At 38.2% G+C, this 13,660-nt stretch carries 13 protein-coding genes and 4 pseudogenes; 9 read left to right on the plus strand and 8 right to left on the minus strand.

From position 1 onward, the window contains the following. The first annotated feature begins 3 nt into the window (after nucleotides 1-3). From AC1Z3T_RS00790 to AC1Z3T_RS00820, 7 genes and pseudogenes are all read left to right on the plus strand, one after another. Complete coding sequence (locus AC1Z3T_RS00790) at nucleotides 4-378, plus strand: hypothetical protein (RefSeq protein WP_009584586.1); 375 nt, start codon at nucleotides 4-6, stop codon at nucleotides 376-378. A gap of 92 nt (nucleotides 379-470) precedes the next feature. Further along, nucleotides 471-842, plus strand: a complete 372-nt coding sequence (locus AC1Z3T_RS00795) for a hypothetical protein (protein WP_009584579.1) — start codon at nucleotides 471-473, stop codon at nucleotides 840-842. 101 nt (nucleotides 843-943) lie between these two features. Next, a pseudogene (locus AC1Z3T_RS00800) lies at nucleotides 944-1,380 on the plus strand (VENN motif pre-toxin domain-containing protein); the annotation flags it as partial. Between the two features lie 665 nt (nucleotides 1,381-2,045). Next, a pseudogene (locus tag AC1Z3T_RS00805) lies at nucleotides 2,046-2,810 on the plus strand (IS30 family transposase); the annotation flags it as partial. 17 nt (nucleotides 2,811-2,827) lie between these two features. After that, nucleotides 2,828-3,319, plus strand: coding sequence for an SMI1/KNR4 family protein (locus AC1Z3T_RS00810; RefSeq protein WP_042086569.1), 492 nt, complete (start codon nucleotides 2,828-2,830; stop codon nucleotides 3,317-3,319). A gap of 281 nt (nucleotides 3,320-3,600) precedes the next feature. Next, nucleotides 3,601-4,053, plus strand: coding sequence for a hypothetical protein (locus tag AC1Z3T_RS00815; RefSeq protein ID WP_419319773.1), 453 nt, complete (start codon nucleotides 3,601-3,603; stop codon nucleotides 4,051-4,053). A 15-nt stretch (nucleotides 4,054-4,068) separates the two neighbouring features. Continuing rightward, nucleotides 4,069-4,137, plus strand: a pseudogene (locus tag AC1Z3T_RS00820) (type IV pilin protein); the annotation flags it as partial. Between the two features lie 108 nt (nucleotides 4,138-4,245). Here the strand turns inward: AC1Z3T_RS00820 and AC1Z3T_RS00825 are convergent. From AC1Z3T_RS00825 to AC1Z3T_RS00860, 8 genes and pseudogenes are all read right to left on the minus strand, one after another. Next, a pseudogene (locus AC1Z3T_RS00825) lies at nucleotides 4,246-4,400 on the minus strand (IS30 family transposase); the annotation flags it as partial. Between the two features lie 19 nt (nucleotides 4,401-4,419). Beyond that, on the minus strand, nucleotides 4,420-5,118 hold the full coding sequence (locus AC1Z3T_RS00830) for a DUF1826 domain-containing protein (protein ID WP_100885619.1): 699 nt from the start codon (nucleotides 5,116-5,118) through the stop codon (nucleotides 4,420-4,422). 273 nt (nucleotides 5,119-5,391) lie between these two features. Beyond that, nucleotides 5,392-6,102 carry a twin-arginine translocase subunit TatC gene (gene tatC, locus AC1Z3T_RS00835; protein WP_418134819.1) on the minus strand — a complete coding sequence of 237 codons (711 nt, stop codon included), beginning with the start codon at nucleotides 6,100-6,102 and terminating at the stop codon, nucleotides 5,392-5,394. A 68-nt stretch (nucleotides 6,103-6,170) separates the two neighbouring features. Continuing rightward, nucleotides 6,171-6,653, minus strand: a complete 483-nt coding sequence (gene tatB / locus AC1Z3T_RS00840) for a Sec-independent protein translocase protein TatB (protein ID WP_100885617.1) — start codon at nucleotides 6,651-6,653, stop codon at nucleotides 6,171-6,173. A gap of 16 nt (nucleotides 6,654-6,669) precedes the next feature. Next, nucleotides 6,670-6,885, minus strand: a complete 216-nt coding sequence (gene tatA, locus AC1Z3T_RS00845) for a Sec-independent protein translocase subunit TatA (RefSeq protein WP_004829116.1) — start codon at nucleotides 6,883-6,885, stop codon at nucleotides 6,670-6,672. Nucleotides 6,886-7,496: 611 nt separating this feature from the next. Continuing rightward, entirely contained in the window at nucleotides 7,497-8,258 is a 762-nt protein-coding gene (locus tag AC1Z3T_RS00850) for an SDR family NAD(P)-dependent oxidoreductase (RefSeq protein ID WP_100885616.1), read from the minus strand. Between the two features lie 13 nt (nucleotides 8,259-8,271). Then, nucleotides 8,272-9,222 (minus strand): C-terminal binding protein, encoded by a 951-nt coding sequence (locus AC1Z3T_RS00855; protein WP_100885615.1) that lies wholly within the window; start codon nucleotides 9,220-9,222, stop codon nucleotides 8,272-8,274. Beyond that, complete coding sequence (locus AC1Z3T_RS00860; RefSeq protein WP_042086579.1) at nucleotides 9,219-10,367, minus strand: fumarylacetoacetate hydrolase family protein; 1,149 nt, start codon at nucleotides 10,365-10,367, stop codon at nucleotides 9,219-9,221. The genes AC1Z3T_RS00855 and AC1Z3T_RS00860 overlap by 4 nt, the downstream gene beginning before the upstream one ends. Before the next feature lie 281 nt (nucleotides 10,368-10,648). Between AC1Z3T_RS00860 and AC1Z3T_RS00865 the strand changes: the two genes are divergently transcribed. After that, a complete protein-coding gene (locus tag AC1Z3T_RS00865; protein ID WP_167387363.1) occupies nucleotides 10,649-12,130 on the plus strand; it encodes an aldehyde dehydrogenase family protein in 1,482 nt (493 codons plus the stop codon). 3 nt (nucleotides 12,131-12,133) lie between these two features. Next, nucleotides 12,134-13,651: a xylulokinase gene (gene xylB / locus AC1Z3T_RS00870; RefSeq protein ID WP_100885614.1), complete on the plus strand. Its 1,518-nt coding sequence runs from the start codon at nucleotides 12,134-12,136 to the stop codon at nucleotides 13,649-13,651. Nucleotides 13,652-13,660: the final 9 nt, after the last annotated feature.

Here is a 13,660-nt window from a genome sequence, read left to right on the forward strand (position 1 = left end):
GTAATGTTAGAGTTAACTGCTAGTTTTTCTGATAATTTGTATACAGAAATGATATTAGAAGCAGATAGGATGCCTTGTTTGTGTAAAATCTCTAGGATATTTGAAATTGAGTTTTTGGTTGCAAATCCTCAAGTCATAGGGGTGGTTGAGGATTGGAATCATAGAGACATTGATATGAGGGTCCCCGCTGGTGCGGGGGGAAAATATACACATTATAGTTATGGGCTAATTTCAATTTCTAAAAAAGAAACTGATCGATATATAATTGAAAATTTATCAATCTTTGTATTGGGAATGGGATGGATTGAGGTAATAGAAAGTAGAGAATATACAAATATTGTAGAGGTTGAAGAGCCAGATTGGCTTAAAAATAATTAAAAAATAGTTAATGATTTTGTCTCAACTGGAGATTTTGATCCTATAAAAAATCTTTTAATGGTGAAGCAATTGTTCCTAGGAATTATAAGTAAATGTTAATTTTAAATTTAGAGCTTCCTGATAATATTTATTCTGAAATGATGTTGGAATGTTCTGATATTCCGTGTTTAGTCAAAATAGATAGTAATTTTATAATTGATTTTTTTGAGACAGTACCCCTTGTCTCAGGGTATGTTTTAGAATGGTCTTGGTATGATTTAAATGAAAGGATTCCTGCTGGGGCTGGAGGAGATTACTTATACTATAAAAGAAGCTTAATTACTTTAGACCAAATTGATAATAAAAGGTTCAATATTATTGGATTAAGTATGTTTGTAAATGGTGTAGGATGGTGCAAAGTTATTGAAAATGGTCAATATGCTAATCCAAATCCTGAGTTATGGGATATAGATCCAGATGAATAGAAGAGTGGCAATAGTAATAAATTGTATTATTTTCAACTGATAGTTAAGATGTCTGTGAAAATTAAACATGTAATAAATTGCCTCGTTCCCAATATAGTCTCTTAGGTGGGCAAACTGACTTACAGATTGCAGCCAATACTCTTGCACCATATGTATAAATGTCATTGGGCAACAATTGGGGCATGGCGAAGACAAGAATAAAGTAGCTCAATTGGCTGCCCATGCGATATTGGGAGCAACGCTTGCCTTTGTAAATGGCGGTAACCCAGCAGCAGGAGGCAGTGCGGCGGTTGCGAGTGAAGCAGCGGCAGATTATTTAGCTGGACGTTACAATGATGGCAAAACTGCGATAAATCCTAAAACAGCTGATTTTGATCCTAATCTTTTACCAGAAGATGTTAAATCAAGTATACGTGATATGACTGCAGCAATAGGTGCTGTGGTTGGTGGAACTGTTGGAGATTCAGCATTTAATGCGCAGATCGCAGGAGTTGTTGGTAAGAATGTTATTGAAAACAATACATTGCAGATGGTGGAGAAAGATGGTACAAAAAGTTATGATTTACCTCCAGAGACTCAAACTTTCAATCGATATGAAATCTTGGTTGGTTTAGGTATCATTTCAATAGATCAAGTCCCTGAATCAGTATATGAAGATGTTGCTAAATTAGGATTAAAAGGTGAAAAAGATGTAACACCAGAAAAGTTTAAGACCTTATTAGCAGAAGAAACAAATCCTCAAAAAGGAAAATATCCGGTTGACGTACAAGATTTATTAAGCAGTATTCCTGAAAGTGTTGGAGCCAAATGGTTATATGCTGATGATACGATTACTCAGGATCATATAGCGTACAAATTTGCAAAATATGGTCTGGATGGACTTTCAAATAAAGAAATAGAATCTTTATCAACGTTAATGATGCAATATGCAAATTATAGACCGTCATTAGGAGATAAAATTTCTGTCGAAAATGTTAAGAACCAAGGACTAATTTTTGCATTACTTCAAGCAGGGATTAGCGAAGGGAAAGTAAACAATAGCAAAAGCACTGATTCAAATAGACAATCTTCTTTATCAGGTTTGTATGATAGTTATAATCGTTTGTTTTTGAAAGATTCTGAAATCCAATATCAACGAGATGGTGCACAACGAATTATTGATTCTTCTATCAGTGTAGCTGCACCAATTGTTTTGATGGTTGTGTTGAAGCTCTCCGCTGTTTATGACCTCCTGAACAAATCTCTAAACGTTTAAAACAATTATCTGAGTCAAATGGTCATATGAGCATCAGTCATACAACGATTTATTCAACCATTTGAGCTTTACCTAAAGGTGAATTGAAGAAAGACTTGATCTCTTGTTTGAGGCATGCAAATAAAAAACGTAAGGCGAATGGCGAACCTAAAAAAGATTCAATATTACAAGAAATTAAAACGATACATGAATGTCCACAGGAAGTGGAAGAAAGAAAGATACCCAGACATTGGGAAGCTGATTTAATTAAAGGCAAGGACAATAAGAGTGCGATTGCTACTCTGATTGAGCGCAATACTCGGCTTTGCATATTGGCAGTATTACCTGATGCAAAAGCAGAATCTGTACGCTTGGCATTAACGGAGGCTTTGAAATATCTTCCAGATGCATTACGTAAAACACTGACATATGACCGAGGTCGAGAAATGGCAGAGCATAAGATTTTAGAACAGGATTTAGGGATGGATGTATATTTTTGTGATCCGCATTCACCCTGGCAGAAAGGGACTTGTGAAAATATGAATGGTCTAATTCGTCAATATTTACCTAAAGGTATTGACCTGAATCAAGCAGATCAGCATTATTTGAATCAAGTCACTATGTTCCTCAATACAAGACCAAGAAAGGCTTTAGATTGGTATACTCAGTTAGAGAAATTTACTCAATTAGTTGATTATCATCAGGTCTTTAAATCTGTCGCACCTCATGTTTGAATTCGCCAGGTAATAGAATGAATAATAGTTTTGAAATTATTGTAGATTTATTAAAAAATAGTTGGACGAAACCTAAAGTAATAAATAATATTTCTATAGATATGTTATTTAGATGTCGGTTCTTACATGGAATAAATGAATTTGATAATATCCTATTTCCTGAAGATTTTATTGAATTTTATAAAATTTCTAATGGCGCATATTTGTTTGAAGATGTTACATATGGACAGTGGGGATTAATATTACTGGACTTATATTTTATAAGATTAAAAACAGAAGAATTTATGTTTGATAATGTGGGTGGTATATTCGGTGATTATATTGTTGGTGAGTTTATAGGGGATAATGATTTATTGCTATTAAGGTTGGATAAATCTAAAGAAGATTATGGTTCCATAATCATAGCAAACCGAATGGATACAAGGGATGATTGGAGGAAAATAGAGAAAAATTTTCGTAATTTTATAGTGAATTTCACAATTAATGAGGGGCAAAAATATTGGGAATGAATATTTTTGAGTTTAATCAAGCAATGGTATGCTTCAATGGAATTTAAAACTTAAGTAAAAATACAGGTTTCACCCTACTAAAGCTTATGATTATTCTTGTCATCATTGGCTTAATTTGAAAGGGTCAAGGATTTTCTCAAAACTTAACAGGAGCAGAAGGGGGGAGAGTTAGTTGAAAGATCAGTAGAGGGGACGATAAGATGGTATAAAGGAGATAAGTATATAGATATTGCACCTGATAATACTATTGTTTCATTTGGAAAAAGAGGATATGGAAACTAGTGACAAAGAAAATCAGAAAAATTAATTTTAAAGTTAAAAAATATGATGGTTTGTGTGGAGGGCTTTGTATGCAAATTATTCCCTCAAGTATTGAAAATAATATGAATTATTTGAATTCAATTGTTATTGGCGAAACTGCATTTTCTTTAATCGAGAGGTTTTTTTTTAAGGGTGAAGATAAATGGGCACATTGGAGAAATATTTATCTTGATTCAAAAAAAGTTGAAATGATAATTGCTAGATTAGAAGTTTATAGAATGTATTTGAATTCTAAAGCAGTAATAAATGAAAATGATGATATTCATTTAATTTTTAATGAGAGTAAGTTAGATTTTATTGAAAACTTTCTATCATATAAAAATGATGCTATTGAAATGATGAATCAAATTATTAATTTTTTAAAAAATAATTTAGAAAATAAATTAGATGGAATAACTGTGATAGGTGTGTAACTTTTTACTACGAATAAAAATAAAGGCTTTACCCTACTAGAGCTCATGATTGTTCTTGCCATCATTGGCTTACATGCAGAGTAACTGATAATGAAGTAGAAATTAGAGGTTTTGTGAAAGGTCATGTTTATAATAACGTTATTGAATAAGGTTGTTGATTTCTTGTTGTCTTTTAAAGATAGATTGGCGAATTCAAACATGAGGTGCGACAGATTTAAAAGCCTGATGATAATCAACTAATTGAGTAAATTTCTCTAACGGAGTATACCAATCTAAAGCCTTTCTTGGTCTTGTATTGAGGGACTAGCGACTTGATTCAAATAATACTGATCTGCTTGATTCAGGTCATTGATCCTACACGCCCCCCTAACAAATCAACAACAAGCGATACTCTCCATTACTTTCGACAGGCGCTCGATGTACACAAGGCAAAACTTGCAGTGTTGGATGATCAACGGCTAAACGCCAAAGATGACCTAAGCCTAAGTTAATCGGTACGGCGTTGGGTTTAGGCTGATAATGTAAATCAAAAAAATAGTCTTTTAAAAAGTTTTCAAACTCTGCTGCTGACCCTTCATGAAGTGCTTTAAGTTTTTCTCGAATTTCTGGAATAAGTATTTTTTGCTCAGCCTCAGCGTTTGGTAGAATATCACTAGACGCGCCATGATAAGTGCATAAGAATGTATCTGTTTCAATCGGAGAGCGGTCAATATGGAAGGAATAAACATCAGTTGAAATGAAATCTAATTCCTCATCACGTTCATAATATTGAATGAGGTTTAGTGTAGGCGAAGCACCAAGCAGCGTTAATTGTTTTATATCATTTAAAATTATTTCTCTTGCCAATTCACCTTGTTCAGTGAGTTTTAAAGCAAAAAGATCTTGCTCTGAAACTTCAGTAATATTTTCTTTTAACTCGAGCTTAGACACAATCTCTTTAAAATCGCCTGTTAAATTTCTATGCCAACACATTGCATTGGTATCACCTTTAAATGCTGTATTGATCAGTTCGTCAAAACAGGAAACAAGGCGAATTTGTGGATGGTCTGAAAATGTATGGGGCATAGAGATGGATCATAATAGGGAAACAAGATTGAAGGCTCATTACCTAGTTAAATAGAGCTTAAAGTAAAGTCCGAAAGATGTAAAAGCGATATAAATATTCAATTATCGATGATAGCTATTTTAGAGCAAGCTTTTGAAAATACAACTAAAAGCAAATAATTCATCGTATTCTCGCTTAAATATCACTTGGTTGGCACAAACGCTGAATATTGTTACATATCTATTTTAATCTAATTCAGCGTGATCATATAGTCTGAGATATTCAAGATTGAATTATCCTTCTTTACGCTTTTCAAGAAATCGTCCAGCCAGTAAGCCAATTTCAAATAATAACCACATCGGAATCGCCAACATAATCATTGAAATTGCATCAGGTGGAGTGACAAACATCGCAATAAAAAAGCAACCTACAATGATAAAACGACGCTTCTCGATTAAACTTTGGGTGCTGACGACCCCAATAAGAATCAGCAATAAAGTGATGATCGGGATCTCAAACGTTAAACCAAATACTAAAAATAGCTTTAAGCAGAATGTAAGATAGCTATTGATATCCGTCATGGGGGCTACTGTTTCAGGAGAAACACTGATAAAGAAATGTAGAATTGACGGTAAAACCAAAAAGTATGCAAAGGCGATTCCTAAATAAAATAAAACGATGCTACCCACCAATAACGGGAAGCTGAGCAATTTTTCTTTTTCATAAAGTCCAGGTTTGATAAAGCTCCAAATTTGATAAATGATAAAAGGCATTGCAAGCATGATGGCAATATAAAAATTTAATTTAAAAGGTGCCATAAATGTTGCTGTTACATCCGTTGCAATCATGGATGAGTTTGTAGGAAGCTGCGCTCTTAATGGCTCTGATAAAATTTGATAAGTATGATTGGCGAAAGGCAATAAGCAAAAAAAGAGAATGAGCAGTAAAGCCACGGTTTTAAATAAGTGCTGGCGAAGAATCACCAAGTGCTCTGTAAAGGACATCTTTTCCAGCTCTTCGACAGGTATTTCTGTGATACTCACTGGTGGAGATGATTGAGTATTTGTTGTATTCATGCGATCACCTTCAATTTAACAGGAGGTGGAGATGGTATTTTTATTGAAGCGTTATTGACCTGATCATTCTGGATTTTAAAAAAGGTGTGAAGTTGATATGGAATAAATACCAATACATCAGCATCTTGGGTGGTTAAATATTGATATTGCAATAATTTTGCTGATTGGGGGATGGATGAGGTTTTTAAGTCAGTCTCGTGAATTTCATCGGCTAAGCTTTGCTGTTTTAATTCGGAAATTTGAGATTGCATTTTTTGCTCAAGCTCAGCCATGCGCTGCATTTCTTGTTGAATCTGTTCTCGCAATTCAGATAGCCGTAATTCACGGTCAATATCATTTTGGGTATTTTTCACAAAATACAGAATTTTGGCATACCACTTTCCAGCAAACCGAGCCGCTTCTGGGAGCTTTTCAGGTCCAAGTACCAGTAACGCGATGATGCCAAATACAAAAAGTTCAGACAGTCCGACATTGAGCATTTACAGTATCCTCAATTTAGCTTTTAAAACTGGTCTCAGATGGTTTTTTGACTTCATCATGATCAATAGTTTTGGGTTCACTGAGCGCATTGTCTTCATCACGCATTGATTTTTTAAAGTCTTTTACAGCACCACCTACATCTTTACCGATGTTTTTAAGTTTGGATGTACCAAATAAGAGAATGACAACGATTGCAAAAATGATCACATGCCAAATAGATAAACCTGCCATAGTATTCGTCCTTTTCTTTTGCTATGAAAATGGATAAATCATCTTATCCATTAGGGTCTGTGGATAATTCGTCTATGTTTGCGACTAGGTGTGTTTTTTAGGCGATTCTAGGCTCGAAATACGAAATTTAGTCATTCTAAATAAGTAGTTCGTAACGACGAAGCGACAAAAAACACGCTAGTCCCGAAGGGTTGTGGCTAAAATTATCTCAGGCTACGTTATGAAACTTAAAAATAGTCTCGCTATTCTCTTCATTTCCTTGCGGAGTATACTCCTCATACCTGCTCAATTTTAACCTACAACGCAAGCCATTTATGAAATGCCCACAGCCCCTAAATCCTTTGTTCAGTTTTTAAGAGTTAGATGTTTTCCTTAAAAATATTCACCTGCTCATATTCAATATATTTTCAGATTTACAGACCTCCTTTATATTATGTAGTTTTAATTAATAATAACTGATATTTAAATCGTTCGTTCACTTTTAAACTTTTGCATAAAATCGATTTCATTTTTTAAAGTGCATTCAATTTAATTTCTGTTTATCTAATAAAATGCTTAATAAACATTTCATTTATATATCCACCTTAAATTAGATTCTTTGCAGATCATCTTTAAATACAGGTATAGCCAGCATCAGCGGTAATAATAGAGCCTGTGATTAAACTTGCTGCGTCGGAAGCGAGAAATTGTACAATTGAAGCAATTTCATGTGGTTGCCCCATACGTTTTGCTGGTGTCATTTCCAACCATTGCTGAAATAAATCCTCCTGATGTTCAAGATGTTGTAGCAGGGGTGTCTCGATATACGTTGGAGCCACCGCATTGACACGGACGCCACGGGTCGCCCATTCAACAGCAAGTGATTTGGTTAAATGATGAACGCCTGCTTTTGCTGCGTTGTAATGACATTGCGGTTGAGGAACATTGACAATCTGTCCAGACATGGAGCCAATGTTAATAATGGAGCCTTTTTTCAGTTCAAGCATACGACGACCAAAGCTACGACAGGTACGGAAAACGCCCGTTAAATTTATATTTATGGTGTTATTCCATTCCTCGTCAGTCATATGTTCTGCTGGCGTATTACTGACAACACCAGCATTACACACCAAGATATCCAATGCAGGGAGTGATAGTGCTAAAGCTTCAATAGCCTGACTGTCAGTCACATCAAGCAATTCAGCACTCGCTTTGAATCCTTGAGCGTTTAAAGCGAGAGCAGTCGATTTTGCCCGATCAAGTTTAAGGTCTGTGCAAATCACTTCTGCACCTGCACAGGCAAGTGCTTCAGCAATCGCGGCACCGATGCCTTGCCCAGCACCTGTAACCAATGCAAGTTTATGGGTGAGATCCTGCTTTTTTTGATAATCCATGATGTCTCCCCATTTAGGTCAGTGCACATCTTAGCGCTTCACCACGCATACTCCGTAAAGCTTCTTCTGAAGCTAAACGTTGTAGAGTATCGACAGATGTGTTGGAGAAAAATGCCGCATGCGGTGACATGATTAAATTGGGTGCAGTACGAAGTGCTGAATGTTCCGCTAAAGGCTCTTGTTCAAAAACATCCAATCCTGCACCTGCGAGTTGTCCTTGTATTAAAGCCTGAGCCAATGCATCTTCATCAATTAAACCACCTCTTGAGCAGTTGATCAGAATTGCCCCTTGTGGCATTTGTGTCAGTGCTTGAGCATCAATTAAATGGCGTGTTTCCGAGCTAAGAGGAACATGCAATGACAAAATTTGAGATGAGGCAATGACTTGTTCTAAAGATGCCAATTTAATCTGGGCAATGTGTGCTTGTTCGGAAGTCACATAAGGATCATAAGCGATGAGCTTACAACCAAATGCCGCCATTCGCGAGGCATAGGCTTTAGCGATTCGTCCTAAACCAATCAGCCCAACTGTACTATTTCGCAAGGAGCAAATACCATTCACCATTCGATCAATTTTCCATTCTCCTGCGCGTATCCCTTGATCATATTGGTTGAGTTTTCGAGCGAGTGTTAATGTCATTGCAGCAGCATGATCAGCGACTTCTTCAATACCATAGTCAGGCACGTTGCAGACACGTATTCCCAATTGTTTTGCTGCAACCAGATCTACATTATCAACGCCTACTCCATAGCGAATGATGGTGGCTTGATCTGCCATGGCTTGCATAACGGGATAGGTCATTGGTGCAAAGTTATTTAAAATAATCTGAGCACCAGTTACGGCTTCAATGGTTTCCTGCTCGGTACGGCACTGAAATTCAAAAAATTGAGCGCCACCTGCCTGAGCGGCTGCTTGTTCATGTCGTGTGTTGCCAAAGGCTTGATCGGTAACGACGAGTTTCATGAAATCAATCCTCTTTTGGCTAAATTACGCATCAAAGCTCGGGTACCATAAGTCCACGGCACAGCTTGATCAGCATATACAACAGTGTTTCGTAGTGTGCCTAAAAGTGGAGTTGATATTTCAACCACATCACCAGACTTATGGGTAAAGCCTGAGCCTTGACCTTCACGGTCTTGAGTCGGCGCAAACATTGTGCCTAAAAACAACATAAAGCCGTCTGGATATTGGTGTGAATCATTATAGGTTTGGGAAACCAGTTGAGCGGGCTTTCGGCTGATCTCAATCATATTGGAGTGCCCTGACAGACTAAATCCATCTTCAGCACCAGTGACTGACATGCTGAGAGAGGCATGTTCAATATCTTTAAGCGTAAAATGTTCATCAAATAAACGAATAAAAGGACCAATCGAACACGATGCATTATTGTCTTTCGCTTTTCCAAGCAACAGTGCAGAGCGTCCTTCTACATCACGTAAATTGACATCATTTCCAAGTGTTGCCCCCCGAATATTACCTTGACTGTCAACCGCCAACACAATTTCTGGTTCAGGATTATTCCATTGTGAGATTCGATTTATACCAACTTGGGCACCATAACCTACCGCAGACATGGGTTGTGATTTGGTGAAAACTTCTGCGTCTGGTCCGATACCCACTTCTAAGTATTGTGACCAGAGTCCTTCTGCAATCAATGTTGCTTTGACCTGTTTGGCTTTTTCCGATCCTGCTTGAATATTGGATAAACTACCACCAATCAATGCACCGATACGTTGCCTTAAGTCCTCAGCACGCGCAGGATCACCTGATGTCCGTTCATCAATGACACGTTCAACCATACTTTTTGCAAAGGTCACACCACAGGCTTTCAAGGCTTGAAAATCACAAGGCGCAAGTAAGCAAGGTCGATCAGCGTGATAACCCATTTGTGTTGGGTCAAGAATTAAATCTTCAATTTTCCCAATAGATTTTCCTGTAAGCGTATCAAAGCGTTCAGCAGGGTGATCATCAAGAAAATCCGCCATAGAAATCACGGACTCAGTAATGTCAATCAACTGCTGATCTCGTAATAGAACAATAGAGGGTCCTTGCTTGGGAATCCAAACTCTTCCAACCAATTTGGCATGTTGTAGTGACGTAGGCAGCATGAGGAATCCTTCCTGTGTTTGTATTTATTAATGTAGTAATACTACTTTTAATTTTTGCTTTTGGTCAAGTCGTGTACAAAAATAATGATAAATTAAATTTTATAATCCAACTAAATTTTGTTAATTTGTTGTTTTATATATTTAAATTTATTTTGCTATTGCATGATTAAATAACTATTTTTATAGGGTAATATAAATTGTGCTTGCATAAAAATAGTATTACTATGTATTTTAAAAGTCGAACAACAATGTGCTTGCTTAGGAAGAGGGTGGATAAAGTGATGGAAAAAAGTACGCTCATCGAATTAATCAAAAAATTAGATAGTTTTTTATATATAGACCATCAGTTTCGTAAAGGTCTGGGGGTACGTTTACCTGTTAAAAATCCTGCGACTGGCGAAGTGATTGGTCATATTGCAGCAGCAACACCTGAAGAAGTGAATGCAGCGGTTTCTGCCGCACATGTTGCATTCCAAACATGGTCGAAAGTGCTACCCAAGGTCAGAGCGAATGCTCTCCACCGTTTAGGGGATTTGATCACAGCAGATGCAAGCAACATGGCAATACTCATGACTGCTGAGCAAGGCAAACCGATCAATGAGGCAAAGGGAGAGATTTTAAAACTCGCCGAAGCTTGCCATTTTTATGCTGAAGAAGCGACACGCGTACATGGAGAAATCATTCCAAATGATCAGAGTGGTTTCCAAAGTTTAGTGGTTCGTGAACCAATTGGTGTTGTGGCTGCAATTACCCCTTGGAATTACCCCGCAGAACTTGTGGGGTGGAAATTATGTGCAAGCCTTGCATCAGGTTGTACGATCGTGATCAAACCCGCTGAACTCACGCCTTTCACGGCATTGGCAATTGCACAAAAATGTCAGGAAGCAGGAATTCCCGCAGGTGTGGTCAATGTGGTTACAGGTAAAGGTTCACAAGTGGGGCAGGCATTGGTTGAGCATCCACAAGTAGATAAAGTTGCATTTACAGGTTCGAGTGCTGTTGGGTTACAGATACAGCAGAGCTGTCCACAAGTCAAACGCCTATCTCTGGAGTTAGGGGGGAATTGTCCTTTGATTGTAACCGAACATGCCGATATTGATGCGGCGGTTCAGGGTGCAACACGGCGTAGCTTTAGAAATTGTGGGCAAATCTGTATTGCGATTAATCGTATTTATGTACATCGCTCGGTATATCAAGAATTTATCAGTAAATTTTCTCAAAGTGCAGATGCACTCACAGTCGCCAATGGATTGGATAACCCAAATGCAGATCTAGGTGCAATAGCATCCGCCGAAGCTTTGACGAAAACACAACAGCATCTTGAAGATGCAATGAGCAAAGGCGCACGCTTAGTTGCAGGTGGCTCAGTACCTGAAGGTGATCAGTACAAGCGAGGATATTTCTTCCGCCCAACGATCGTGGTGGATTGTGATCACAGCATGAAAGTGATGATTGAGGAAACTTTCGGTCCATTGGTGGGTATCGCTGCTTATGATGATCTCGATGAAGCAATCGGCTACGCCAATGATACACCTTATGGGCTTGCAGCTTATTGTTATTCAAAAGATTTGGCGGAAATACATAGCGTTTCATCCAAACTTGAATATGGAAATGTGGCAATAAATAACGTCGATGCAGGAATCATGAATGCACCTTATGGTGGGCGTAAACAGAGTGGCATTGGTTATGAACATGGTCGTGAGGGATTACTTGAATATTTTAATTTTAAGCATGTTCGTCTATACCATGGCGTGAGGGAGTAAACGATGCAGGTACTTCTAGGGATAGATATTGGAACTTCAGGATGTAAGGCTTTATTAATCGATACTGAGGGTAAGGTCGTAGCTGCGGATACAGCGACTTATCCTTTGTCGAAACCCAGACCGGGTTGGACTGAACAAGATCCTGAATTATGGGTGGAAGGAGCAAGTCAAGCCATTGCAGGCGTGTTGGCAAAAGTTTCGAATATTGAAATTCTATGTGTTGGTTTGTCGGGTCAAATGCATGGATTAGTGCCATTAGATAAAGCTCATCAAGTGCTACGTCCAGCAATTTTGTGGAATGATCAACGTAATAAAGATGAATGTGCTGAGATTGTTGAGGTTGCAGGAGGTTTAGAGGGCTTAATTGCTGAAACCAATAATCGGATGTTGGTGGGTTATACAGGTGGGAAAATCTTATGGATGCAACGCCACGAACCAGAACTTTTTTCACAAATCAACACAGTATTAAATCCTAAAGATTATTTACGTTTACGCCTGACTGGGGAAATTGCCACGGAGGTCTCTGATGCGTCTGGAACAGGGCTTTTTAATGTGCGATCACGGCAATGGGCAACGGGTTTAATTGAAAAAATTGGCATTGATCCTCGTATACTTCCGCCAGTTTTTGAGTCTCAGGTCATATCGGGGCGTATTTCAGTTGAAGGGGCAAAACGATTTGGTATTCCTGTCGGAATACCTGTTGCTGGTGGTGGTGGTGATTCAGTCATTCAAACCTTTGGATCAGGTGTTATTGCACCGGGAGAATTACAAACAACTTTGGGTACAGCCGGGATCTTGGCTGCTGCTTTGGATCATCCACAAGATAACCCTGATGGACGTTTGCAGATATTTTGCAATATTGCTGAGAATAAGTGGCACTGTATGGGTGTTTCACTCAATGCAGGTGGAGCAATGTCTTGGTTTAGGGATACTTTTTATTCTGGCATCAATATGTCACCCATAACATTTGAGCAGATTGTGCAGCAGGCTGAAACAAGTATTGCTGGTGCACGAGGGTTATTGTTTTTACCTTATCTTTATGGCGAACGCTGTCCACATCCTGATCCAATGGCTCGGGCGGCATTGGTTGGCATGACTGCAAGACATCATTCTGGAGATATTGCGCGTGCTGTGATGGAAGGCATCGTGTATGCACTTGCCGATATGTACGGGCTAATGAAGCCGCTGAATATTGAAGGGCATTTAATTAAGGCATCAGGGGGTGGAGCAAAGTCGCAACTTTGGAGACAAATTCAAGCAGATGTATTTGGTTGTCCTGTTGTGACCACTGATGGTGCTGCTGAAGGTGCGGCCTTTGGTGCGGCATTGGTTGCAGGATTGGCGATAGGCGTATGGTCTGATGCGGAAAATGCGATTAAAAACTTTTCTCATATCACCTGCGAGAATCCTCACTCATCAACAATAGAAATTTATCGTCAATTACATTGTTTATATCGTGATCTTTATCCTGTATTGGGGCAAACTTTTACTGCCTTGGGGAATGCTCAATTTGATCAATAATCCGAGGAG

The sequence above is a fragment of the Acinetobacter sp. B-6 genome (assembly GCF_056930735.1).

Coding starts and splice junctions, on each gene's coding strand:
- AC1Z3T_RS00790 (WP_009584586.1), top strand. CDS start 4: ATGTTAGAGTTAACTGCTAGTTTTTCTGATAATTTGTATACAGAAATG.
- AC1Z3T_RS00795 (WP_009584579.1), top strand. CDS start 471: ATGTTAATTTTAAATTTAGAGCTTCCTGATAATATTTATTCTGAAATG.
- AC1Z3T_RS00810 (WP_042086569.1), top strand. CDS start 2,828: ATGAATAATAGTTTTGAAATTATTGTAGATTTATTAAAAAATAGTTGG.
- AC1Z3T_RS00830 (WP_100885619.1), bottom strand. CDS start 5,118: ATGCCCCATACATTTTCAGACCATCCACAAATTCGCCTTGTTTCCTGT.
- tatC (WP_418134819.1), bottom strand. CDS start 6,102: ATGTCCTTTACAGAGCACTTGGTGATTCTTCGCCAGCACTTATTTAAA.
- tatB (WP_100885617.1), bottom strand. CDS start 6,653: ATGCTCAATGTCGGACTGTCTGAACTTTTTGTATTTGGCATCATCGCG.
- tatA (WP_004829116.1), bottom strand. CDS start 6,885: ATGGCAGGTTTATCTATTTGGCATGTGATCATTTTTGCAATCGTTGTC.
- AC1Z3T_RS00850 (WP_100885616.1), bottom strand. CDS start 8,258: ATGGATTATCAAAAAAAGCAGGATCTCACCCATAAACTTGCATTGGTT.
- AC1Z3T_RS00855 (WP_100885615.1), bottom strand. CDS start 9,222: ATGAAACTCGTCGTTACCGATCAAGCCTTTGGCAACACACGACATGAA.
- AC1Z3T_RS00860 (WP_042086579.1), bottom strand. CDS start 10,367: ATGCTGCCTACGTCACTACAACATGCCAAATTGGTTGGAAGAGTTTGG.
- AC1Z3T_RS00865 (WP_167387363.1), top strand. CDS start 10,649: ATGGAAAAAAGTACGCTCATCGAATTAATCAAAAAATTAGATAGTTTT.
- xylB (WP_100885614.1), top strand. CDS start 12,134: ATGCAGGTACTTCTAGGGATAGATATTGGAACTTCAGGATGTAAGGCT.